18 protein-coding genes are annotated in these 23,150 nt (G+C 59.3%); 11 read left to right on the top strand and 7 right to left on the bottom strand.

The features are described 5' to 3' along the window. Positions 1–19: 19 nt before the first annotated feature. On the top strand, positions 20–1,354 hold the full coding sequence (locus AAAX72_RS09120) for a uracil-xanthine permease family protein (protein WP_349130073.1): 1,335 nt from the start codon (positions 20–22) through the stop codon (positions 1,352–1,354). A 61-nt stretch (positions 1,355–1,415) separates the two neighbouring features. Here the strand turns inward: AAAX72_RS09120 and AAAX72_RS09115 are convergent, their stop codons facing one another. The 3 genes from AAAX72_RS09115 to AAAX72_RS09105 all read right to left on the bottom strand — a co-directional run bounded on the left by AAAX72_RS09115 (position 1,416) and on the right by AAAX72_RS09105 (position 5,588). Further along, complete coding sequence (locus AAAX72_RS09115) at positions 1,416–2,081, bottom strand: alpha/beta hydrolase-fold protein (RefSeq protein WP_117716506.1); 666 nt, start codon at positions 2,079–2,081, stop codon at positions 1,416–1,418. 207 nt (positions 2,082–2,288) lie between these two features. Next, complete coding sequence (locus tag AAAX72_RS09110) at positions 2,289–4,070, bottom strand: hypothetical protein (protein WP_349130071.1); 1,782 nt, start codon at positions 4,068–4,070, stop codon at positions 2,289–2,291. A gap of 207 nt (positions 4,071–4,277) precedes the next feature. Next, a complete protein-coding gene (locus AAAX72_RS09105; RefSeq protein ID WP_349130070.1) occupies positions 4,278–5,588 on the bottom strand; it encodes an NCS2 family permease in 1,311 nt (436 codons plus the stop codon). A gap of 193 nt (positions 5,589–5,781) precedes the next feature. Between AAAX72_RS09105 and AAAX72_RS09100 the strand changes: the two genes are divergently transcribed. Together AAAX72_RS09100 and bsh are read left to right on the top strand one after the other, a co-directional pair. Beyond that, positions 5,782–6,201 (top strand): peptide deformylase, encoded by a 420-nt coding sequence (locus tag AAAX72_RS09100; protein ID WP_349130069.1) that lies wholly within the window; start codon positions 5,782–5,784, stop codon positions 6,199–6,201. 131 nt (positions 6,202–6,332) lie between these two features. Beyond that, a complete protein-coding gene (bsh, locus tag AAAX72_RS09095; RefSeq protein WP_349130067.1) occupies positions 6,333–7,298 on the top strand; it encodes a choloylglycine hydrolase in 966 nt (321 codons plus the stop codon). A 79-nt stretch (positions 7,299–7,377) separates the two neighbouring features. Here bsh and AAAX72_RS09090 read toward each other — a convergent pair whose 3' ends face one another. Together AAAX72_RS09090 and AAAX72_RS09085 are read right to left on the bottom strand one after the other, a co-directional pair. Further along, on the bottom strand, positions 7,378–9,627 hold the full coding sequence (locus AAAX72_RS09090) for a KUP/HAK/KT family potassium transporter (protein ID WP_349130066.1): 2,250 nt from the start codon (positions 9,625–9,627) through the stop codon (positions 7,378–7,380). Between the two features lie 139 nt (positions 9,628–9,766). Continuing rightward, on the bottom strand, positions 9,767–10,678 hold the full coding sequence (locus AAAX72_RS09085; protein WP_349130064.1) for a DMT family transporter: 912 nt from the start codon (positions 10,676–10,678) through the stop codon (positions 9,767–9,769). 118 nt (positions 10,679–10,796) lie between these two features. Here AAAX72_RS09085 and AAAX72_RS09080 point away from each other — a divergent pair, with 118 nt between their 5' ends. The 6 genes from AAAX72_RS09080 (at position 10,797) to AAAX72_RS09055 (ending at position 18,645) form a co-directional block, all read left to right on the top strand. Next, positions 10,797–11,654 (top strand): LysR family transcriptional regulator, encoded by an 858-nt coding sequence (locus AAAX72_RS09080; RefSeq protein WP_349130063.1) that lies wholly within the window; start codon positions 10,797–10,799, stop codon positions 11,652–11,654. A gap of 201 nt (positions 11,655–11,855) precedes the next feature. Then, a complete protein-coding gene (locus AAAX72_RS09075) occupies positions 11,856–13,337 on the top strand; it encodes an aminotransferase class I/II-fold pyridoxal phosphate-dependent enzyme (RefSeq protein ID WP_152068440.1) in 1,482 nt (493 codons plus the stop codon). Positions 13,338–13,563: 226 nt separating this feature from the next. Then, positions 13,564–14,598 carry an amidohydrolase family protein gene (locus tag AAAX72_RS09070; protein WP_349130061.1) on the top strand — a complete coding sequence of 345 codons (1,035 nt, stop codon included), beginning with the start codon at positions 13,564–13,566 and terminating at the stop codon, positions 14,596–14,598. A 26-nt stretch (positions 14,599–14,624) separates the two neighbouring features. After that, positions 14,625–15,872, top strand: coding sequence for a hypothetical protein (locus AAAX72_RS09065; protein WP_349130059.1), 1,248 nt, complete (start codon positions 14,625–14,627; stop codon positions 15,870–15,872). Positions 15,873–15,890: 18 nt separating this feature from the next. Next, entirely contained in the window at positions 15,891–17,009 is a 1,119-nt protein-coding gene (locus tag AAAX72_RS09060; protein WP_349130057.1) for a neutral/alkaline non-lysosomal ceramidase N-terminal domain-containing protein, read from the top strand. 193 nt (positions 17,010–17,202) lie between these two features. Further along, complete coding sequence (locus AAAX72_RS09055) at positions 17,203–18,645, top strand: PTS transporter subunit EIIC (RefSeq protein ID WP_349130056.1); 1,443 nt, start codon at positions 17,203–17,205, stop codon at positions 18,643–18,645. Positions 18,646–18,768: 123 nt separating this feature from the next. Here the strand turns inward: AAAX72_RS09055 and AAAX72_RS09050 are convergent, their stop codons facing one another. Continuing rightward, the gene (locus tag AAAX72_RS09050) at positions 18,769–19,692 is read right to left on the bottom strand and encodes a LysR family transcriptional regulator (RefSeq protein WP_349130055.1); all 924 of its coding nucleotides are present in this window, start codon (positions 19,690–19,692) and stop codon (positions 18,769–18,771) included. Positions 19,693–19,728: 36 nt separating this feature from the next. Further along, a complete protein-coding gene (locus tag AAAX72_RS09045) occupies positions 19,729–20,139 on the bottom strand; it encodes a peptide deformylase (protein ID WP_195443843.1) in 411 nt (136 codons plus the stop codon). 205 nt (positions 20,140–20,344) lie between these two features. Between AAAX72_RS09045 and AAAX72_RS09040 the strand changes: the two genes are divergently transcribed. Both AAAX72_RS09040 and AAAX72_RS09035 read left to right on the top strand, forming a co-directional pair. Further along, the gene (locus tag AAAX72_RS09040; protein WP_349130054.1) at positions 20,345–21,760 is read left to right on the top strand and encodes an MFS transporter; all 1,416 of its coding nucleotides are present in this window, start codon (positions 20,345–20,347) and stop codon (positions 21,758–21,760) included. A 152-nt stretch (positions 21,761–21,912) separates the two neighbouring features. Further along, on the top strand, positions 21,913–22,794 hold the full coding sequence (locus tag AAAX72_RS09035; protein ID WP_349130052.1) for a hypothetical protein: 882 nt from the start codon (positions 21,913–21,915) through the stop codon (positions 22,792–22,794). The last annotated feature ends 356 nt before the right edge of the window (positions 22,795–23,150 follow it).

The raw sequence follows: 23,150 nt of genomic DNA, 5'->3' as shown, positions 1-23,150 counted from the left end.
TCCATTCGAAAGGACATCCATGTCCCAGTCTTCGACGCCCGCCGTCACCGATGCCATCTACGATGCATCGTCGCTTGGCCGCCCGCGCATGTTCCTGCTCGGCCTGCAGCACCTGTTTGCCATGTTTGGCGCCACGGTACTGGTGCCCGTGCTCACCGGCCTCTCGGTATCGGCAACGCTTTTGTTTGCCGGCTTGGGAACGCTGCTGTTCCACTTCCTGTCGCACGGTAAGGTGCCGGCATTTTTGGGCTCATCGTTTGCCTTTATTGCCGGTTATGCCGCAATCGCGCCCAACGGCGAGACCGAGCTTTTGCCCTACGCCTGCCTGGGCGTAGCTTGTGCCGGCCTGCTCTATCCGGTGCTGGCGGCGCTCTTCCGCGCGTTTGGCGCCAAGCGTGTCATGCGTTTCTTTCCGCCGGTGGTGACTGGCCCCATCGTCATTTCCATCGGCTTGATCCTGGCAAGTTCCGCTATTGCTAACTGCCAGACCAACTGGCTTGTGGCTGTCATTGGCGTTGCCGTTATCGTCATCTGCAACATCTGGGGCCGTGGCATGGTCAAGATCGTGCCGATTTTGCTGGGCGTTGTGGTGAGCTATGCCGTTGCGGCTGCGCTCGGCGAGGTTGATTTCTCGGGCGTTGCCGCCGCTCCGTGGGTCGGTCTGCCCATCGTGTGGGACAACACCGTGTTTGCACTCTTTGGGCCGCAGTTCGATAGCGGTCTTGCCACGACGGCCATCATCACCATCATGCCGCTGGCCTTCGCGACCATGATCGAGCATATCGGCGATATCTCTGCTATCGGTTCGACTTGCGAGTGCAACTTCATTGCCGATCCCGGTCTGCATCGCACGCTGCTCGGCGACGGCCTTGCCACGATTCTGGCTTCGCTCTTTGGCGCTCCGGCCAACACTACGTATGGTGAGAACACCGGCGTGCTCGCCCTGACGCGCGTGTTTGACCCGCGCGTAATTCGAATTGCCGCGTGTTGCGCCATCGTGCTTTCGTTCTGCCCCAAGTTCGCGGCTGTCATTGCGGCCATGCCGGCGTGTGTGATCGGCGGTGTGTCGCTCGTGCTCTACGGCATGATCGGCGCTGTGGGCGTCCGCAACCTCATCGAGAACCAGGTCGATTTCCAGAACAACCGCAACGTGCTGGTTGCCGCGCTGGTGCTCGTGCTTTCGCTCGGCATCGCGTACAGCACCGCCGGCGCCATCGTGTTGGAGCTGGGCGGCGTGACCATTTCGCTGTCCGGCATTGCCGTGGGCTCACTGGTGGGCATTGTGCTCAACGCCATCCTGCCGGGTAACGACTTTGAGTTTGATGTCTCCGAGCTTGAGGAGGCTGCTGAGTAGCAGCTGCGTTCAGCTAAAACAAGATATGGTGCCCATGCGTATATGCGTGTGGGCACCATTTTTAATGTGTCAGTATCCAGTGGATGCCGCGGGCCATGCGTAAGTCGGTTTGGGCAAAGTGATTGCCGGGGTTGAGCTCCAGCGTTGTTGGAATGCCGCGCTCGACGAGCAACGCTTCCATCGCGCGTGTGTCGTCGAGTACATGCCGCATCATGCGGTTGGGCGTCTTGGTTTCCTTTTTGCCGAGTGACAGGTAGACGGCTTGCGGGCTGCCGGCAAAAGGGGCCGTGCTGGCACGGTCGACAAAGTCGGGAAACCATAGCGACCCCGATGCGCTCGCGGCGCGGTCAAAGGCGTCGGTTTGCCAGAGGGACCAGAGTGCGAAGAGGCCCGCGAGCGAGTAACCGGCAATGCCGCGCCAGGTGGGCGGCTGAGGAAGCGACGACTCGACCTGGGGGATTATCTGATTCAGCAGCTCATCAAGAAAATCGGCAGCCTGGCCGCCGAAAGGCTCGGCATCGCGTACGGTCCCGTCGCATGCCCAGGGGCTCAGCTCGCGATTCCAATCGAGCCCGCCAATGGTGACGAGGGCGAATGGCGGACAGTCGAGCTCTCGGCAACACTTATAAACCTCGCTGCCGTCGCCCACGACCACAGGAAGGTAGATGACAGGCGCGCTTTCCGTATGATTCGAATAAACGGTTATCTGCTTTTGATGCGCTTCCATGACGGGCTTCTCTCAGTGTTGTGATATCGGCAGCCCCAATTGTCGCACGCCAGCGTATGCCGGTTGGGCTAGACCAAAGACAATCTCGTGCATCCCCTGCGGACTCATATGGAAAACGCCACCGCCGGAGGGGAGCTCGGCGGTGGCGTTGTTAAACGGTGCTGGGGCTCGGGGCCTTCGCGGGAGCTGCCATGTGCGCAGAGGCGTCTAAGAACGCTTACGGCTCGCCATGGTGCCTGCGGCGATAGCGGCTGTTCCCGCAAGGACGGTTGCCACGATGGCCGCACCCGAGGTGTCGCCGGTTGCCGCGAGCACGCCGGTAGTCTTGGCTTTCGTGGTTGAAGCCGCAACGGCCTTGGTCGGCTTTGAGCCCTCAGGCTTGGGGTTCTGCTTGGACTCCGCGGCCTTGCTTTCTGCGGGCTTGGTCTCGTCAGGCTTGGGGTCTTCCGGCTTGGCTACCTCGGGAGGTGCGATGGTCGTACTTTTGGCGACTGCTTTGATATAGAGGGAGTCGACCGTGGCGTCGCCCGTGCCGATGGCTTGGCCTGCCTCGTAGATGCCGTCACGGAGCTTGCGATAGTCAATGACCTTGCCGCCTTCGGGCGTCTGGATGGCGGCGTTCTCAATCTTGATGGTGCCGATTGTCTTGCCGTCAGCGCTCATGGCACGGGCAAAGATTGCCGCTGTATCTCCTTCGGCCGTTACCTTGCTGCGGATGATCGAGATGACTGCGGGTGTGACGCCCTCGCTGGTCTGGGCGATGATGCCGATGTTCTCGCCTTGGGGTTCGCGCCTCGTCTCGCCATCTTGGTTTTCGCTGTAGGGGATGGGGCCGTCGCCGTTCTCGACATAGCGGGCTATGGCCTTGACAACGGAGTCGCTGATGTAGATGTGGCCGCCCTTCTCGTTGGGTCGATCGTTTCTGGTGGAGAATGCAGCCGAAACCTCGCCTTCCGCAAACGCGTCCACGGTGGAGCCGTTCTTGATGTCGATGTCGCCCCCGTCAGTGATGAGGGCGATGGCCTGGCCGCCGTTCGCGCTGGTACGGACCGTCACGGTCGCGTGATCGAGCGTAACGCCCTTGTGGGCATAGACGCCATATTCAACACCGCTTGCGTCAAGGGAGGCGTTCGTGACCGCGAGACTGCCCTCAGTGTCGACGGCAAGATATCCCTCGGCGTTTGCCTTGACCTGGCTGCCGTCCGAGATGTTGATATTGCCGCCGCTCCAAAGGGCCTCACCATCGGCTGAGCTTGCCTCGACCGTCCCGTCACCCTTGATGGTGAGGTTCTTGTCGGCTCCAATACCCTTGTCCTTGGTAGCCCTGGCGGTGACGGCTCCGCTGTCGTCAATCGTGATATTGCCGTTTGCCCTGATGCCATCCGATGCACCCGTGGCGTTGACGTTGCCCGAACCTTTGATAGCGAGATCACCTCCGGCATTGATGGCATCAAACCCAGTGCTCGTGGCGTTGACGGATCCGGCTCCGTCGATGTTGATATTACCCGTGGAGAGGATAGCGTCCTCAGTAGATGTCACGCTGAGCGTGCCGCCCTCGTTGCCTTGGATATTGAGCTCGGCATTCTCGTTAGTGCCATGAGAAACGTTGATGCTTTCGATCCATTCGGCAGTGACGATGTTGGTTCCCGAGTAATTCACGTTGAGCTTGCCTGCGGCCTGGATCTCGCCGCCGTTATAGTTGTTGAGCTTCAAGTCGTCGGCGCCGTCCCACGACCAGGTACCGGCCTCGTCGCTCGCCGCGGTGTTGTACTTGTTGCCGCCGACCTTGACCCATTCCGCTGCGAGCGAGACGCTCGGCATGAGCAGCGAGCTCACCGTGAGCGCGCACACGGCGCCCGCGACGATGCGGCGCGTCACGCGGCGCCAGCTGCCGTGCGCGAGTCCTATGCGACGGCGAACGTCGGGTTCGGCAACATGGGTTCCGGCGGTAGTGTCATTGCGTTTGGGGGTCGTGAACAAGGCTGCCATGGTTGCTCCCATCCTCATAGGGCCTATGCGATTACGCCCAGCATATCTGCAGGATGTAGCCGGCGGTAGTGCCGTTTGGAGGGCAAAATGGCCAAAACTTGGGAGGCAATACATCGCGCGTCCGTGCGGTGCCTGGCTTTAAAAGCAAAGCGCGGAGCCGCTCGATGCGACTCCGCGCTTTGCTGTTTGATATTGCGAACCTTGCGCCTACGCTACGAAGAAGTAGACGAGGAAAGCAAGGGCTGCGATCCACATGAGCGGCTTGATCTTGGAAGCCTCGCCCTTAAAGAGCGCGACGATCACGTAGGCGATAAAGCCCAGGCCAATGCCGGCAGAGATGGAGTAGGTGAAGGGCACGCCGGCGACAATCATGAACGCCGGGAAACCCTGCGACACGTCGGACCAGTCGATCTCGGAGGCCTCGCTCATCATGAGGTAGCCGACGTAGACCAGGGCACCGCAGGTGGCGGCGCTGGAAACGATGGTGACGATGGGGGAGAAGAACGCGGCGAGAATGAACAGCACGCCGGTGGTGACGGAGGTGAGGCCCGTGCGGCCACCGTCGGCGGCGCCGGAAGTGGACTCGACGAAGGTGGTGATGGAGGAGACGCCCATGAAACCGCCCACAGCGGCGGCGGCGGAGTCGACGATCAGGATTTCCTTGATATTCTCGACGTTGCCGTCGTCGGTGAGGAACTCGCCCTGCTTGGCCACGGCCATCGCGGTGCCCATGGTGTCGAAGAAGTCACTCATGAGCAGCGAGAACGAGATGACGAGGAGCGCGGGGTCGGTAAGGACCTTGACGATGGCGGGCACGCCGCCGGCGTCGGCGATGGGGCCACCGATGCTCGAGAAGTCGAGCGGGGCGATGATACCGGTCGGAGCCTGGGTCACACCTAGGGGGATACCGGCGATAACGGCGACGATGATGCCGATGAGCAACGAGCCCGGCACGTTGCGGGAAGCCAGGGCAACCGTCACGACGATGGAGATGATGCCGACGATAAAGGTGGGGGAGGCGATGTCGCCCAGGCCGACGAGCGTACCGGCGCCAGCGGTGATGATGCCAGCGTCGCACAGGCCAATCATGGCGATAAACAGGCCCAGACCCACCGAGATGGCGTGACGCAGGACAACCGGGATGGCGTCCATGATGGCTTCGCGCAGGCCACAAAGCACGAGCAGCAAGATGACGACGCCCTCAAGGAAGATGACGCTCATGGCCACGTGCCAGTCACCGCCGCAGACGGTGGTGGTGATTCCGGCGATCATCGCGTTGACGCCTAAGCCCGACGCGCAGGCGAGCGGGCGGTTGGCGAAGATGCCCATGCAGATGGTCATGATGCCGGCGCCCAGGCAGGTGGCGCAGGCGAGCGCTCCCGCATCGATGCCAGCGCCCGAGAGCACCGCGGGGTTGACGGCGATGATGTAGGCCATCGCCAGGAATGTTGTCAGTCCAGCGCGGAGTTCGGTCCCGATTGTGGACTTGCGCTCGCTGACGTGAAATAGTTCGTCCATGCATACCCTTTCCTTGTTCGGCCCCGAGTTTAGGCCGATTGACACGAACTCACCTACTATAGCCCCTTTACGACGCTGCTGTTCCTCGCATGTTGATGTTCGGCGCTTTGTAGCAGACGGACGGTATTTTTCGCATGAAAATGTGAGGGTACCGTATACTTAAGCGGTTACAACGACCCCTATGGAGGAACGTATGATTAAAGAGCTCTGCCACGACGAGGCTATTTTGTCTCAGCGTTGCGAGGTTGCGACCGTCGAGGACGAGTCGGTTGCTCAGGATCTGATCGATACCATCAAGTCACTCGATGATGCCGGCTGCCTTGCTGCCAACCAGATCGGCGTCACCAAGAAGGTCTGCGTCTATCTGGACGACGCCGGTGAGCCCCACGTGCTTTACAACCCCCGTCTGGTGTTTGGCCTGGGCGCCAGCAAGATGGAGGAGAGCTGCCTGACGCACGAGGAGATCACCAAGTCCACGCGCTATATCAAGTGCAAGGTCGCTTATGACGTGATCGTCGACGGCAAGATGCGCGAGCGCAAGCAGGACTTTGTGGGCTTCGAGGCGCAGATGATTCAACACATGATTGACCACTGTCTAGGAAAGTTGGTCTAAGGGGACCAAAGCACCGCACTTCGTCTCTTTTGGTCCGGACGTGACATTGTTGTCATGTCCGGGCTTTTGTGTTTAGCGCCTTTTTGTTTGGTGACAATAACCTTAGCAGGAACGCAAAGCTAGGAGGCGCTATGTGTACGAGCATTCGATTTACCGATAATTCTGGTCACATGTATCTAGGCCGCAACCTAGACTGGAGCTTTGACTACGGCCAACAGGTTCGCGTGATGCCGCGCGGGTTCCACGTCCCGTATTCGTTTATCGACGATGCGTCGGCGGCGCACGCGGTAATCGGCATGTGCATCGATTACGAGAACTACCCTATGTTCTTCGACTGCGGCAACGATGCGGGCCTCGCCGTGGCGGGTCTCAATTTCCCGGGTTATGCCGAGTATGCCGAGGGCCCTGTCGACGGCAAGACCAATATCGCGGCCTATGAGTTTCCCCTGTGGGTGGCAGCGACGTTCTCGACGGTCGATGAGGTCGAGGCCGCGCTGCGCGACACGGTGATTGTCGCCAAATCTGCCGGAGAGGGGCTGGGCGTGTCACTGCTCCATTGGATTATCGGCGACAGCCAGCGCAGCATCGTGGTCGAGATGATGACTGACGGCCTGCATGTATACGACGATCCGGTCGACACCCTTGCCAATCAGCCGACCTTCCCGTGGCATATGGAAAACCTACGCACCTATATCACCGCCACAAGCGATTTTCCGCAGACGGCGACATGGCGTGGCGCCGAGCTCAAGCCCTATGGAGCCGGTGCCGGCATGCGCGGCATTCCGGGCGATTGCTATTCGCCGAGCCGTTTTGTAAAGGCGGCGTACCTCAATGCCAATTACCCGCAAAAGGAGAGCGAGACCGAAAACGTCGTCCGCATGTTCCGTTCACTCGAGGGCGTGGTGATGATTGAGGGGGCGTCCAGGATGGGCGATGGCAAGTTCGAGAAGACTATCTATACCGGATGCTTTAGCGCACGCACGGGCAATTATTACTACGCGATGTATGGGGATCCGTCGATTCGCTACGTGAGCCTGATGGATGCCGAGGGTGCGAGCCCCGATAAGCTCGTGGCTCCCGAGCCGCGTCGTTCGTAGCCGATAGCTTCACTGCAATGCAAAGCGCCCCTGCATCTCCCGTGAGGTGCAGGGGCGCTGTCGTCGATTTGTGACGTCGCTAGAAGTTGGCGTCGTTGAGTTGTTCGCTCTCGAAGCCGTCGAGCTGTTGCTGTTCGGGCGTATCGGCGACGCTCTCGAGCAACTCGGTGGGATCGACGTTCATGTTCCTACCGGCCTCGTTGCCGTTGACCAAGTCGTCCGAGAAGATGTCGACCTCCATTTCCTCGGCCTCTTCGATCTGGATCTCGAGCGGCACCTGGGTGCGCACAAGTTTGACGGCCGGACGCATGCGGGCAAAGAGGGGTACGTACTCGATGATGATGGCCGAGTTCTCTAGACCGTACCAGCGTGCCGGGCTTCCGCAGGCGCGGCGGACGGCGTACTTGATGGCCATGACGCGGTGGTCATTGCGGTTGATGTCCGTTTCGGGGGCGAGCATCTTGCGCAGCATGCAAAAACGGAAGTCGCCCACGTTGCCGCGTGTCTCGTAGATGGAGTAAGTGTGATGCTGCGGCGGCAACTCACCCGATGCCATCAGGTCGCCAACGATCTGGCGCAGGTAGGCGTTGATGCGCTGATTGACCTTAAAGCCCAGGTCCAAGCGTACGCGGAACAAAAAGTCCGTGCCAAAGGTCTCGACGGAATACTCGTGCGTATAGGGTTCATCGGTAACGTGCACGTTGATGAACCAGTATGCCTTGGCACGCTTGGGATGTTTGTCCAGGATGGAATAGAGCACGTCGCGGTCGAGTGTGAGCGGATCGGGGCTGTTGGTGAGGAACACCAGATTGTCGGCGAGCACGGGGTAGGTCTCGTCGTTGCGCAGGCGGTTGAGCTGATCGATGTACTTGGAGACGGGCAGCAGGATCGTTTGTGTGCGCTCGATGGCGGTGCCGCGGCGCCACACATACATAAGGCCAAACAGCAGCGAGGCCAAGAAGATCATGACGTAACCGCCGTCAAAGAACATGGTGAGGCATGAGGCGAAGAAGCACAGCTCAATGGCGCCGAAGAGCAGGGCGAAGACACAGGCGCCCAGCTTGTGCTTAAGAATGCCGGCGATATAGCTCGTCAGCAGCGTGGTGGTCATAAGCATGGTCACGGTAATGGCGAGGCCATAGGCGCTCTCCATGCGCTCGGAGTTCTGGAACAGCAGCACGATGAAGATACAGCCGACCCACATGATGTTATTGACGAGCGGAATATAGAGCTGGCCCTTGGTGTCGCTGGGGTAGTGGATGCGCAGGTGCGGCATAAGGTTGAGGCGCGTTGCCTCGGATACCAGTGAGAACGAGCCGGTGATGAGGGCCTGCGAGGCGATGATGGCCGCTACGGCCGAAAGCACGATGGCAAAGGGGCGCAGGGGCTCGGGAAGCATCATATAGAACGGGTTGACGATGTCCATCGCGAGCATCTGGGGATTGGAGTTGTTGGCGAGCAGCCAAGCGCCCTGGCCCAGATAGTTAAGGATGAGGGCCGCCTTTACGAACGGCCAGGATGCGTAAATGTTAGCCTTGCCCACGTGACCCATGTCCGAGTAGAGGGCCTCGGCGCCGGTCGTCGACAGAAAGACGAAGCCGAGCACCATAATGCCCGAGTGGTTGATGGGCGAGAACAGGAACAAAATGCCGCGAATGGGGTTGAGAGCGCGCAGGATGGATAGGTTGCCGAGCATGTTGAACAGGCCGGCGCCAGCCAGGAACAGGAACCACAGCGTCATGAGCGGGCCGAACAGCTTGCCGATCGACGAGGTGCCGGCGCGCTGCATGGCAAACAGACCGCAGATAATGATGATGGTAATAATGATGACGTTGGTTTGCCCGTCACCCAAAAGCGCGTGGCCCCACTCGATAGTGCGCAAGCCCTCAATGGCTGTGGTGACCGTGACCGCGGGGGTGAGGATGCCGTCGGCGAGCAGCGCCGCGCCGCCGATCATGGCGGGGAGAATCAGCCACGGTGCCACCTTGCGCACCAGGCTAAACAGGGCGAAGATGCCGCCTTCGTTGTGGTTATCGGCCTTCATGGCGATAACCACGTACTTGACCGTGGTCACGAGCGTCATGGTCCAGATGACGAGCGAAAGCGCTCCTAAGATCATGTCCTCGCTGACGGTACCGATGCCGCCGTTGTTGGCAACGATTGATTTCATGGTGTACATGGGGCTCGTGCCGATGTCGCCGTATACGACGCCGAGCGTAACGAGCAGCATGCCAGCTGAGAGGGGAATGGCTCCATGCCCGCCTTGACCACGCTGGTCTTGGGGGCTTGCCTCCAGTTTGTTGTGTGCCACGTGGACTCCCTTGGACATCCGGTTATCTGTCTAGGACAGATAATCTTTATGCCGTCTTTATACATACAAGAGCAGTTTGGCACATTGGTTGACTTTAGACAATAATCCCCAGCTGGGGATTATTCATGTACGCAGGGGCATTTCAAAGCAGGGGCTTTTAAGCACGTGCTGTCTGGGCGATGCCAGCCTTGGCGCTTGCGCGTTTGCCGGCGAGTTCGCAAAAAATCGCGCCGCCGATGATAAGCGCGGCGCCCATCAGACGGACCGATGTTATGGCTTCGCCCAAAAGGACGGCCGAGAACACGACGGCCGAAAGCGGCTCAAGGTAGCCGACGACGGCGACGGTCTGCACGGGCAGTTTGGCGACGGCGCTAAAGTAGAGCAGGCAACCGATGCCGGTGTTGACGACGCCGAGCATGACGACGGCGCGCCAATCGATGCATGCGGCGACGCCGGCGGACAGGAACGAGGGAGCGCCCTGCGTGATGAGCGTGAGGACCAGCGCGGTCACAAAGGCGGCGCTCACCTGGAGCGCGGAGTTCTCGAGGCCTTCGATGTGTGGCGCACCCTTGCTAGCGATGACCATCAGCGCATAGCAAAATGCCGAGGCGATACCGCAGACAATACCCGCAATGGGCATATTGCCGCCTAGACCTTGTTCTGCAATGAGAAAAGCACCGCAGGCGACGGCGATAAACCCGGCGATTTTGCCGCCGGTCAGTTTTTCACCAAAGATGAGTGGGGAGAGCGCCATAACGATGATGGGGCCACAGTAGTACAGCAGCGAGGATACGCCGACGCCGATCGTCTGGTAGGCGCGGAACAGAAAAATCCAGCTGGCGCCCAGCGCGGCTCCCGAGAGAAGGAGTGCTGCGGCTTCGCGGGGACGAGATGGCGCCTGCAGTTTATGGCGTTGGGTGATGGCAAGGATAGTGACAAGCGAGAGGGCGCCCAAAAACGTGCGCAGTAGCACGATATCGGAGCTCGGCAGTGCGATGGCGGCGGCGATGATGCCGTTGGAGCCAAACAATAGCAATGCTGCTAAGTACGTAAACAGTCCGTTGTTCATGCGCTTCCGTCCCCTCTATATCCGAACAAGTTCACTATGGGTGAACTGGCTTTAGAAGAAAAGCGAATATAATGCATAGTTAACATGACAAAAACTCATGCATAGGTGGAGGCGCCTCGTGGAAACGAATATTCAAAAGATGCAGGTGCTGCTGGAGACGGTGCGCGCCGGAAGCTTTACGCGTGCTGCCGAGCGGCTGAGCTATTCGCAGTCGGGCGTGAGCCGTATGGTGGCCGATCTTGAGGCCGATTGGGGCTTTAAGGTGCTCGACCGCAGTCGCGAGGGCGTAGTGCTTTCTGCCGACGGGCGGCAGGTCATGCCGGCTGTCGAGGCGCTCTGTGAGGAATTCACTCGCTTGCAGCGACGGGTGGATGAGATGCGCGGGCTCATGCGCGGCAAAATCTGCATCGGTACGTTTTCGAGTGTGGCGACCCACGTGCTGCCGCCAGTGATTGCGCGCTTTCGCGCCGATTACCCGGACGTCGATTACGAGTTGCTGATGGGCGATTACTCAGAGATTGAACAATGGGTGTCAGAGGGCCGCTGCGATCTGGGCTTTATCCCGCATGAGCCCCGAGAAAACGGCATGGCATCGCGGCCTTTGGTGCGCGACGAGTTGATGGCGGTAGTGCCGGCAGGCTCTTTGCTTGCCACGGCGGAGGCCGTCTCTCTTTCCGATTTGGCTAACGAGCAGTTTATTCTGCTAGAACGCGGCACCGATGACGAGATTACGCCGCTGTTTCGCCGCGCGGGCCTGGCGGTGCGCTCTAAGCTGTCGACTTGGGATGACTATGCGATTATGGCTATGGTCGAGGACGGCTTGGGCGTGAGCATTCTTCCCGCGCTCATCTTGCGCCGCTGTCAGTTCGATGTTGCCGTGCGACCACTCGAGGGACATCCCCATCGGCAGATCAATGCGATATATCGCACGGCTGACGTTTCGCTTGCCGCCGCTCGATTCCTTGAATACCTCTAAACGTGTGCACGTCATTGTCCGCTTTGGGCAAAACTCGGAGTTCCGTACGTTTTCTTATGAAATTGAACTTTCGAATGAGGTACGGCGCTATACTGCTTGCTAAATTGAACCTTGGTTCAATTCGTGTTCTATAAATTGAACTTTGCCAGCAAGGAGGTTCCTGTGGCCCAAGAGACGTTTTGCGATCGCCTGCGACAGACTATGTCCAATCGCGACGTTCGCCAGTCGGACGTAATCCGCGCATCGGAGATGCTCGGCAAAAAACTCGGCAAGAGTCAGATGAGCCAATATGTGAGCGGCAAGACGATCCCGCGGCGCGATGTGGCTGAGCTGCTCGCCCGGATTTTGGAGGTCGATGTTACCTGGCTGCTTGCCGGCGACGCCGATCAAGGCGAGGCATCATCACCCCGCAACGATTCCAAGCCCGAACCCCATCCCTCAGCTCAAATTGCAAGGAGCACCACCATGCGTACTTTTTCTAAATCCACCAAACTCGACAACGTCCTGTATGACGTGCGCGGTCCCGTCGTCGACGAGGCCGCCCGTATGGAGGACGAGGGCGAGCGCATCCTCAAGCTCAATATCGGCAACCCGGCGCCCTTCGGTTTCCGCACGCCCGATGAGGTCATCAAGGACATGCGCCAGCAGCTGCCCGACTGCGAAGGCTATTCCAACTCGCGTGGCCTGTTCTCCGCGCGCAAGGCGATCATGCAGTATTCGCAGATCAAGGGCCTGCCCAACGTTCAGATGGAGCATATCTACACGGGCAACGGCGTGTCCGAGCTCATTCAGCTTTCGATGAACGCGCTGCTCGACAATGGCGACGAGATTCTGATCCCCAGCCCCGACTATCCGCTCTGGACGGCGTGCGCAACCCTTGCTGGCGGTCATCCCGTACATTATCTGTGCGATGAGCAGGCGGATTGGTATCCCGACCTGGAGGATATGGAGTCCAAGATCACGAGCGCGACCAAAGCCCTCGTCATCATCAACCCCAACAACCCCACGGGTTCTGTCTATCCGCGCGAGGTGCTCGAGGGCATCGTCGAGATTGCACGCAGGCATCAGCTGATGATCTTTGCCGATGAGATCTACGACCGCCTGTGCATGGACGGCTACGAGCACGTCTCGATTGCCTCGCTCGCCCCCGATCTGCCCTGTGTCACCTTTAGCGGCCTTTCCAAGTCGCACATGATCGCGGGCTATCGCATTGGCTGGATGGTGCTTTCGGGCAACCAGCGCTGCATGAGCGACTTCATCATGGGCATCAACATGCTCTCCAACATGCGCCTGTGCTCCAACGTGCCGGCTCAGTCGATCGTCCAGACGGCGCTCGGCGGCCATCAGTCGGTCAACGACTACATCCGTCCCGGCGGTCGTGTCTACGAGCAGCGCAACTTTGTGTATGAGGCGCTCAACAAGATCGACGGCATCTCGGTGGTCAAGCCGCGCGCGGCGTTCTACATCTTCCCCAAGATGGATGTTAAGAAGTTCAACATCACCGATGACGAGCAGTTTGCCCTCGACCTGCTGCACGAGAAGAAGATTCTGATCACGCGCGGCGGCGGCTTTAACTGGGCCGAGCCCGATCACTTCCGCATCGTGTACCTGCCGCGCATGGAAGTGCTCAAAGAGTCCCTCGAAGACCTCGCCGATTTCTTCGATCACTACCGCCAGGCGTAACGGCAAAGGTAGACTGTAATGAAACGGTCGGCCCGCAACGGATGCGGGCCGACCGTTTTCTGTCTAAGCCCGTACTGTTAGCGCTTGTCTCGTTGAGCGGGCGAGGTTCGCGTGTGAGCGGTAAGTTCTATTCCAAAATGGAATACAGTGGGCTTAAGCTGGAATTGATGTCCGGGTACCTGCTTTTCTAGAATGTTTTCAACAAGATGAAAGGCGGTTCCAACCAATGATTATCGATGCAAATTCCTACTGGTTCGACGAGCACATCTTTCATGACGAGACGCTCTGCGAACAGTTTTTGGCCGAGGTACCCCGCGCCTATGACACCGAAGGCTATCTGACCATGAATTCCGCCGGCAAACGACAGATCGTGATCGAGATGCCCGCCGGTTCTCCGGGTCTTAACTACATTGAGGGCGACTACACCCTCGAGAAGCGCTTGGCCGATATGGATGAGGCGGGGGTCGACAAGGCGATCCTCAAGCTCCCCGGTTGTCACGAGTGGATGTCGCTCGAGATGTGCCGGCGTTTCAACGACGGTATGGCTGCTGACGCGAAGGCGTCAAGTGGCCGTCTGATTCCGCTTGTCGCTGTGCCGCCCTTTGGCACCAAAGCGAATTTGGAGGAGCTCGATCGCAGGCTCGACGATGGTTTTGCGGGTGTGCAGCTCTGCGCTCACTACGGCAAGCGCTATCTCGACGACCAGGTCTTCTCGAGCTTTTTCGAGCACCTGAACGAACGCCATGTCACCGTTTACGTGCACCATGTTCCCGTGCCGGTCGAGAACGAATCGCTTCTCGCGTACGACAACCTTCGCCGCTCTTATGGCCGCTGCGTCGACCAAACTACGGCGATCGGCCGAGAGATCTTTGGCGATTTCTTTGAGCGCTACCCCAATATCAAGATGGTCCACTCCATGCTCGGCGGCGCATACTTTGCGTTCAAGGAGATGCTGCTGCCTCATGGTCCCAAGCGCCCTGATGCTTCTGGCCGTTTTCAGGTCGATACCGAGACCGTTTCCAGGCGCCTCGAGAACAACATCTATTTCGACATGTCCCATGCTCAGCCTTGGGGCAAGATACTCCTTGCCTGCGCGGTTGACGTGCTGGGTGCAGACCATATTGTTTTTGGCACGAGCTATCCCGTTAAACGCGAGTGGCTCACCGAGGGTGTCGCCTGCGTTCGCGCTGCAAATCTGAGCGATACAGACAGCGACCTTGTGCTTGGCGGTACGGCGCAGCAACTGTACGGTGTCGAGTGAGCGGCAATCAGAGGGGAGTATCTGCCATGGACGAAGGAGAGATGAGGGCTGGGGCCGCTCGTGTGGCCATCGATCTTGGGGACGTGTTGCCGTTCGACGGTTTCGACGAACTCCGTCATGAGGTCTTCGCCCGTGCCCTTATCATCGAGGGGACGGGGCGACGCGCCTGCGTCCTTTCGCTTGAGGTCACCTCGATCGCTCCGGCTCTACTCGCCGATCTGCGTGAGGTTGTTGAGGATGCCGCCAATTGCAGCGGTGCTTATTCTTGGGTGGTTCCTACCCACACGTTTTCCATGCCTCACGTCCGCACTTCCGGGCATCTTGTCGACGATGCTGCCCGCAACCGCAACGAGCGCTATCGCGCAGCGCTCGTCGCTGCCGCCCGCACGGCTGTCGAGCGCGCTGTTGCGGGCATTCGCTCTGCCACGCTCGCCACTGTGGAGGGCGAATGCCCCGTGAACGTTAATCGCGACATTGAGACGCCTGCCGGCTGGTGGTTGGGCTCGAATCCCAGGGGGTTTGCCGACCACACGATGCCCGTACTCGCCATAAGGGATGCCGGGGGCGAGTATGTTGCCGTGCTCGCGACGGCGGACGTTCAGTCCTCCGTGCTCGACGGGTCGCGCGACTCCGAGGGGAGGCACATGGCGAGCGGAGACCTCTTTGGTTTTGCCGCCATGTCACTCGAGCGCGAGCTGGGCGGCGTTGCCCTGTTGCTGCCAGGCGCCGCGGGCGACCAAGGTCCGGCGGAGCGCGCCATGAACGTCATGTTCGATGCGGCCGGCGTTAAGCAGACGGTCGATGCCCATGAAGACGGATACCGCATGCTGCACCAGCAGGGTCAGGCCTTGGGCGATGCTTTGATCGAGGCCGCTCGCATGGCGCGTGAGGATGACGCCACCGGCATCGATGCCCGCACGGTCGACGTTTTTCTGCCCGCTCAGACACGCGCCGATTTTCACTCTTTGGCTCCGCACCGAACGTATGAATTTCATGCCGCTGGCGAGCAGCGCACGAGGGTCTATCTGCTCCGGCTGGGAAACGTCGAGCTTGTCGGCGTACAACCTGAGGTCTCGAGTGCGTTCGGCGCCACTGTGCGCGCCGCTCGGTCCGGCTCTGTGTTCTTTGCCACGCTCGTCAACGGCGGACAGAAGTACCTACCGGCTCCCGACGCGTACGAAAAGATCACCTATGAGGCCATGAACTCCGGTTTTGCCGCCGGATCCCATGAGCGCCTCGTCGAAATCATCATTGCCGCCTTGAATGCGGCGTGACACAGAAGGAGAACGTGCATGAACATTGGACACGCGCGCCGCAAAATCACCCCACAGGGCGACATCTACCTGATTGGCTACCGCAATCTTCCCAACCGTCTGGAGACTGCGACAGGCGTCCATGACGACGTCTTCGCCAACGCCATCCTCTTCCAGCAAGGCGAACGTGAAGTGTTTCTCTTTAATGCCGATGTCCTCGAGTTCGAGGAAAGCATGGCCGAGGAAGTCAAGACAATGCTCGCCGAGCGCTACGGCATTGACCGTGATTGCGTCCTGCTCTCGGCGACGCACGACCATACTTCAATCGTCGCTTACCACCGCAGCTGGTGGACGGGAAAATTCGACGAGAACTACTACCGCTGGTTCCTCGATACCATTTGCCAATGCTTTGAGGAGTGCCGCGCCAACGCACAGCCCGCGATTTGTCGCTTGGGCAAGCAGGTCATCACCGGTTTCTACGACAACCGCATCATCCCAGGTGAACTCGCCGACAATGAGGTCATTGTCGTATCGTTCTTCGATACCGAAGGCAAGCCATTTGCGGGCTTTGTGAACTGGGCGGTGCATTCCGCTTGCGTCGGACCCGACTGCACGGAGCTCACGAGCGAACTCGCCGGTCTTACCGGCAAAAAGCTCGCTCAGAGTCTTGGTTACTATCCGGCCATGGTCGTCGGTGCTGCTGGTGACTGTAGCGACCGCAATTTTCGCCAGGGACGCGGCATTCCCGAGGTCGAGCGCGTTTCGACCGGTCTTGCCGAGGCGATTTCCCAGATCAAGCTCGATCGCGAGGTCGTTCTTGACCGCATCGAGCCTCAGACGTTCTATCACACCGTTGCCCATGACGACTTTTCGCTCACGCTTAAGTGTGCCGTCATCAGTTTGGGCGGCCTGCATCTCTTTGTGTTCCCGAGTGAGCTCGGCAGCGACTTGGGTATTCGCATGAAGCGCGAATGCCCGGTCGAGGGAATAGTTTGCGGTTACACCAACGGCTATTTCGAGTATTTCCTTCCGGCACGCGAGTACGGCCTCTCCTTTGAGACCGAGCGTACTCAGATTCCCCAGGGCGAACCGGAACGTCTGTGTGACAAGTTCTGCCAGACGACGAGACTTCTCGGCGCAGCAGATTCGCGTCTGTAGACCTGATTGCGTGACATGGGCCAATGAGGCTCGCTGCCATGTGATCGGCATCTTCCATCTTCTCTGCCGTTTCCCATCCCGGGCGTACGTGCGTCCGCGGATTTCAAAGGGGGAAGCGGGTTCCTTGTCCTTCCACGTCGACTACGGAGGCATGAAATCTACGCTATGCCCCGCTCAGAAAAAGGAGAATTCCATGAAATACCAGAAGCTTTGCGATGAAATCATCACAAAGGTCGGTGGTCGAGACAATGTGTTAGACGTGAGCCACTGCATTACGCGTCTCCGCTTCCACCTCAAGGATGAATCGCTCGCCCAGACCAATGAGCTTAAGGCGACGAAGGGCGTCGTTGACGTCATCCAGGCCGGCGGACAGTATCAGGTCGTGATTGGTGCCACTGTCGAGGCCGTCTACAACGACCTTGTTCAGATTGGCGGGTTCGACTCCAAACCCGCACTCGATATCGATGAGGGCGACGACGTCAAAAAGGGCGATCCATTCTCGCGTCTGCTTGCCATCATCTCCGAGATCCTGCAACCGGTTCTTGGCGTGCTTATGGCCGGTGGCTTTATCAAGTCGATGCTCGCGCTCTGCACGGTTGCCGGTTGGCTAGCCAAGGACAGCAATACGTATGTGACGCTTTCGGCAATCGGAGATTCGGTCTTCTATTACTTTCCGCTAATCATTGGCTGGACGTCGGCCAAGAAGTTCGGACTTAAGCCCGTTATGGGAATGGCGCTCGGTGGTATCCTCGTCTATCCGACGCTCGTTGCCCTTATGGGCGGAGATCCGCTCTACACGCTCGGCGCCGGCACGGTCTTCGAGTCCAATGTCTACGGTGATATTTTTGGCATCCCGCTGATCATGCAGAATTACTCATCGACGATTCTGCCTGCGATTTTTATCGTCTGGATTGCCTCCAAGGTGCACAAGGCCCTTTCTAACGCGCTGCCCGCGCTTGTGAGCTCGTTCTTCTCCAACATCCTGACGCTCCTCATTTGCGGCATCCTTGGCCTGCTTGTGGTCGGTCCGGTCATGACGGTCCTCTCCAACATCGTTGCCCAGATCATTCTGATGCTCATCAACGTCCAGCCCGCCCTCGCCGGCTTTGTCATCGGCACGTTCTGGAGCCTGCTCGTCATGTTCGGCCTGCACTGGGGTATCATCCCGCTGTGGTTTCTCGATGTCGCAACCTACGGCTATGACCTCATTAATCCGCTCGTGTATGCAGGCGGTTGTGCCATCGCCGGTGCTGTGCTTGGCATGGTCATCCGAACCAAGGATTCCGAGGAAAATGCTGCCGTCAACATTCCCGCCCTTGTCTCTTCGATTTTCGGTGTCAACGAGCCTGCGCTTTACGCCATCTTGCTGCCGCGTAAGCGCCTTATGTGGGCAACCTTTATTTCCGCTGGTGTAGGCGGCGCCATCGCCGGTCTCATGGGTGCCAAACTCTATGCCTTCGGTGCCTCCGGCCCGCTCGGTTTTCCGAGCTTTATTAACCCTGCCGGCATCGACATGGGCTTTATCGGCCTTGTCATCTCCGGTGTGGTCGCTTTCGTTCTGGCTCTTGTCGCCGCTATGGTGATCGGTACCAGGAAGGACGAGGGCGGTAAGGCGCTCAACATCTCGGTGGACTAGTCTGTCTGCGCACTTTAACTAAATATGCCTCGGACGGCGACGTGCCGCCCGAGGCATATTTGTGTTTCGTGCCGTTGTCAGCGTGTTTGCGGACACAAGTCTGCGGTTGCGGAGCAGCGGGGATTATGACGGTCGTGCCGCGGTGGAAGACGCACGGTCGCCCTGCAGGAGCTGACGGTAGGGGAGGAAGCCAATGAACGAGACGACCGCCTGCGAGTGCGCGGCGTTTCGCTTGAGGTAGAGCCTTACCTCGGAGGTCGTCGCGGGCTCAAGCGACACCAGGGCTACCTTTCCGCTGGCGAGCGATTCCGTCGGCTTGCGCATGAGGAATGAGACGCCGGCGCCGCGCGCGACAAGAGAGATGATGTTCTCGGCTCGTTTGCCGGTGAACGTAACGCGTGGGCCAAATCCAGCTTCGCGACAAAGGGAAAGGACGAGCTCGCTTACGAACGAGCCTTGGGGAAGCATGAGGAAATTCTCGTCGATAAGGTCGTCTATCTCGACGGTGTCACGTTCGGCGAGTGGATGGTCGAGCGGAAGGACGGCCACGAGCCGGTCGGTCGTAAAGGGGATCTTTTTGAACTCCGGCTCGATGGCGCCACTGTCACGGATGAAGGCCAGGTCAATGTCCTCGTGCAGGAGCATGCGCTTGAGTGTGTCGCCCTCGCCTTCGATGAGCTCAACAGAATATGAGGGGTTCGCCTGCTGAAAATCGATGACGGCGTCCGTGATCCCATAAGGGGCCATAATGGGGATAGAACCTACGGTGAGGTGCTCGAGCGGCTCACCTGCGCCTATTTGAATGGCGGCAAGATAGCGGTGCTGAAGCGTCGCAATTTTTTGCGCATAGGGGAGGAGCGCTTCACCTTGCGCGGTGAGTGTTACGTGGCGCTGGCTTCGATCGATGAGCTTGCAGCCGAGTTCGTGCTCCATTGCCATGATGTGCTTGGAGAGGGTTGATTGCGACATGAAAAGCAGTTCCGCCGCATCAAGAAACGTGCGTGACTGCGCTAAGATGGCGAATTCGCCAAAGCGGCTGATATCCATAGGGAGGCCTCCGGTACCCTCATTTTGGCAGGTGGCCTAAACCACGACGCCATTGCAGTGGTCGATTTCGTGTTGGATGATCTCGGCGGTGTAGCCCGAGAAGTTTTTGATGCGGTGGACGAAGTTCTCGTCCAAATACTCCACCTTAATGCGGCGATAGCGGGTACAGGGGCGCTCGCCGATCAGCGAGAGGCATCCTTCGCTCGTCTGATAGGCATTGACCTGCTCAAGAATTTGAGGGTTGTACATCAGGAGTGTCCTGTTGCCGTCCTTTACGCAGATGATGCGCTTGCGCACGCCGATCATGTTGGCGGCGAGTCCCACGCACTCGTGCTCATGCTCGTGGAGTGTATCCAGGAGATCCTGCCCGGTCACGGCATCGTCGGGTCCCGCGTCTTCGGAAGGCAGGCGCAAAAAGAACTCGGATTTCATGATGGGCTTAATCATGGCGGGCTCCTCATGTCTTATGCTTTCGTGGACTTTTAATAATAGCGCGGAAGGAAAGCTGCGCGTCCGCGTTACAATCTTTCAACGTTGGACCATGTTGCCAGATTCGTCGTGTACGGCGTCTGGCGTAAGTCTAGGGCTCATTTTTCGCCCTGGACTGTTCCTCTGGGGCGATGCGACTGTCGTTCCAAGAGGAAGGAAATGCATGGGGAGCAAATCTCAGCAACAAGTTCAAGCAACGCCATCGGCCACTGCGGCGATTCTCGTCGTTATGTATATTGCGGCCTTTGTTGCCGCGTTTAACGAGAACATCATTAACGTGGCGTTGCACGACATTATGGCGGCCTTTTCGGTGAGTGCCACCACGGCGCAGTGGCTCGTCTCGGGCTACATGATTGTGACGTCGATCTTTACGGCCATCATGGCCTTCCTGTCCGGCCGTTTCTCGACGCGCAAGCTGTTGTTTTTCGCATGCGGATGTATGGTCGCCGGCGAAGTCCTGTGTCTGATCGCTCCGTCGTTTAGCGTTTTGCTGCCAAGCCGTATTTTGCAGGCTGCGGGATCGGGCATCTTGTTTCCGCTCATGATGAACGTGGTGCTGTCTTGCGCCCCGCGCGAGAAGCTTGGTCTGTATCTGAGTCTGGGCGGCGCCTGCATTACGCTAGGGCCGGCGTTTGGACCCGTGATCAGCGGTCTTATGTGCACGTTGTTTGGCTGGAGGGCGGTATTCGTAGTGCCGCTGGTGGGCGGCGTTGTGGTCGCTGCGGCGGGCGTAAAGCTTGTTCAGAATGTCGGAGAGCGCTCGAACACCACGCTTGACATTCTGTCGGTTGTTTTGCTCGCTGCCGGCATTACGGCGTTTGTGTATTCCGTGGGTGAGTTCTCGACCAATTTGATTGCCGGTGTCGTGGCGCTTTTCGCTGCCGTTGTGCTGCTCGGCCTGTTTGCGGCCCGCCAGCTCAAGCTCGAGCATCCGGTGCTTAACGTGCGTCCCATGGCGAGCGTTCGTTTTTGGCCTGCGTGCTTGCTTGTGGTGGTGTCGATGATGACGACGTTCTCGATGAGCGTTTTGTTGCCGCTCTATTTTGAGGGCGCATACGGCATGACCGCACTTATTGCGGGCCTGCTCATTTTGCCGGCGATTGCCTGCAACGCCGTGACCTCGATTGTGGGCGGACGTGTGATGGACGCCCGTGGCGCATGGCCGCTGCTGCCGGTCGGCTTTGTCCTGATTGCCGTGGGACAGACTGCCATCTCGATGACGGCGGCAAGCATGAACATCGGCGTCGTCGTTGCGCTGACCGTTGTGGTGTATGCCGGAGTCGGTTTGGTGCTGAGCCCCTCGCAAACGGCTGGTTTGGAGACGCTGCCTGCCGCTGAACATCCTCACGGAACGGCATTGCTTAACACGTGGAACATGATTGCCGCATCGTTTGGCCCGTCGCTGTTTATCGGTCTGCTCTCGAGTTCTGCGGCGGCTGCCAGCGTCGCTGGCGCTGCGATCGACGTTGCCCAGGCGATTGGATTTGCAGCTGCCGTGCGTGTGGCGGCTGTAATTGCCGTGGTCGGGTTCGTGGCGTCGCTGGTGTACGCTCATCGCGAGTCGCACATGTCGCATTAATGTGTGCACATAGATTCTGCAGCTAGATTGGATGGCGACACCATAAACTAATGGACGTTTTGCCGAGAGGCATGAATGTTTAAAGCGCAAAGAGTGCGCGACGGGCCCCGCGAATGGGGCGATGATGCCCGAGAGGGCCAAGAAGGAGTCTCATGTCCGAGAACGAAGAGATCATGAACGAGACCGAGAACGAGACCATGGCTGCCGAGGTCGAGGCAGTCGAGACCGTGGAGACCGAAGCTGCCGAGGCTGAGGCTGCTGACGAGGTTTCCGCCGAGGAGGAGGCCGAGGTTGTCGAGGCCGCCGTTGATTACGATGACGAAGAGCTGATGGACAAGATGCAGAAGGCCGCCCGCCTGCTGCGTAGCCGTCGCTTTGCTATTTCCAAGGAGGAGGAGGCCAAGGCCGAGCGCATGGCGAACATCGAGCGCGCCATCAAGCTTCTTGACCTCAAGCCCAAGATGGAGCAGAAGGAAATGTCCGACTTGCTGGGCATGCGCCTTCGTGAGCTCGATGGCCTGATGGCTGAGGCCGAGGCTGCCGATCTGGTCGGCCGCATCGACGACGCCGAGGGCGATATGCGCAAGATTGTTGTCTTCGCCGCCGAGGATGCCGCTGAGGGCCTGGTCGAGCTTGCCAACAAGAAGGAGAAGCTCCTGCCCGAGCTTTCTTACGAGGAGGCCACCGAGCTGATGGCCGCTCTCGATAAGGTTATCGCTCCGCTCGTCGCCATGGGCCTGGACGAGGATCGCGGTCCTCGCGGCGGCCGTGACGACCGTGGTGGCCGTGGCGGCGACCGTGGCGGTCGCGGCGGCTTTGGCGATCGTGGTGGCCGTGGCGGCGACCGCGGCGGTCGCGGTGGCGATCGTGGCGGCCGTGGCGGTTTTGGTGACCGTGGCGGCGACCGTGGCGGTCGCGGCGGCTTTGGCGGCAACCGTGGCGGCTTTGGCGGCAACCGTGGTAACGACCGTGGCGGTCGCGGTGGCGATCGTGGCGGCCGCAACGGCGGCGGCTTCCGCGGCAACCGCTTCTAGTTGGGTTACGCGGTTTTACCAAACCGCGTAACTAGTTGACGCTGCGCGCCCACCAGAGCGACAACTTGTCATTCAAAGAGGACGGCATGACCAGAAGGTCTATGCCGTCCTCTTTTCATGCCAAGTTGTTCGCTCTGGTGGGCGCTCGCTGCCGGTGCCAAAACATCGGCATTGCCTTGATCCAGACCTGCTAAAAGATAGTCGTTGGGGACGTTCTTGTTTGACTAGTCGTTTAAGAACGTCCATTACAGTCGAAATTGTCAGCCCGGGACCGTCTCGGGCTACGATTGAGGCGCGCCCAGAACGGGCCGCCGACCGGGCGCCCGCGCACGGCCGAACGTCCCTGCCCCCGAGAG

The sequence above is a fragment of the Collinsella sp. CLA-ER-H8 genome (assembly GCF_040092335.1).
GTDB lineage: Bacteria > Actinomycetota > Coriobacteriia > Coriobacteriales > Coriobacteriaceae > Collinsella.
The sequence above is the reverse complement of the archived record's forward strand: the minus strand, read 5'-3'. Positions and strand labels throughout refer to the sequence as shown.

Excerpts from the sequence above, each read along its gene's own strand:
- AAAX72_RS09090 (WP_349130066.1), bottom strand. The coding sequence starts at position 9,627 with ATGTCCAAGGGAGTCCACGTGGCACACAACAAACTGGAGGCAAGCCCC.
- AAAX72_RS09055 (WP_349130056.1), top strand. The coding sequence starts at position 17,203 with ATGAAATACCAGAAGCTTTGCGATGAAATCATCACAAAGGTCGGTGGT.
- AAAX72_RS09115 (WP_117716506.1), bottom strand. The coding sequence starts at position 2,081 with ATGGAAGCGCATCAAAAGCAGATAACCGTTTATTCGAATCATACGGAA.
- AAAX72_RS09100 (WP_349130069.1), top strand. The coding sequence starts at position 5,782 with ATGATTAAAGAGCTCTGCCACGACGAGGCTATTTTGTCTCAGCGTTGC.
- AAAX72_RS09040 (WP_349130054.1), top strand. The coding sequence starts at position 20,345 with ATGGGGAGCAAATCTCAGCAACAAGTTCAAGCAACGCCATCGGCCACT.
- AAAX72_RS09110 (WP_349130071.1), bottom strand. The coding sequence starts at position 4,070 with ATGGCAGCCTTGTTCACGACCCCCAAACGCAATGACACTACCGCCGGA.
- AAAX72_RS09120 (WP_349130073.1), top strand. The coding sequence starts at position 20 with ATGTCCCAGTCTTCGACGCCCGCCGTCACCGATGCCATCTACGATGCA.
- AAAX72_RS09075 (WP_152068440.1), top strand. The coding sequence starts at position 11,856 with ATGTCCAATCGCGACGTTCGCCAGTCGGACGTAATCCGCGCATCGGAG.
- bsh (WP_349130067.1), top strand. The coding sequence starts at position 6,333 with ATGTGTACGAGCATTCGATTTACCGATAATTCTGGTCACATGTATCTA.
- AAAX72_RS09060 (WP_349130057.1), top strand. The coding sequence starts at position 15,891 with ATGAACATTGGACACGCGCGCCGCAAAATCACCCCACAGGGCGACATC.
- AAAX72_RS09050 (WP_349130055.1), bottom strand. The coding sequence starts at position 19,692 with ATGGATATCAGCCGCTTTGGCGAATTCGCCATCTTAGCGCAGTCACGC.
- AAAX72_RS09070 (WP_349130061.1), top strand. The coding sequence starts at position 13,564 with ATGATTATCGATGCAAATTCCTACTGGTTCGACGAGCACATCTTTCAT.
- AAAX72_RS09085 (WP_349130064.1), bottom strand. The coding sequence starts at position 10,678 with ATGAACAACGGACTGTTTACGTACTTAGCAGCATTGCTATTGTTTGGC.
- AAAX72_RS09035 (WP_349130052.1), top strand. The coding sequence starts at position 21,913 with ATGTCCGAGAACGAAGAGATCATGAACGAGACCGAGAACGAGACCATG.
- AAAX72_RS09045 (WP_195443843.1), bottom strand. The coding sequence starts at position 20,139 with ATGATTAAGCCCATCATGAAATCCGAGTTCTTTTTGCGCCTGCCTTCC.
- AAAX72_RS09065 (WP_349130059.1), top strand. The coding sequence starts at position 14,625 with ATGGACGAAGGAGAGATGAGGGCTGGGGCCGCTCGTGTGGCCATCGAT.
- AAAX72_RS09105 (WP_349130070.1), bottom strand. The coding sequence starts at position 5,588 with ATGGACGAACTATTTCACGTCAGCGAGCGCAAGTCCACAATCGGGACC.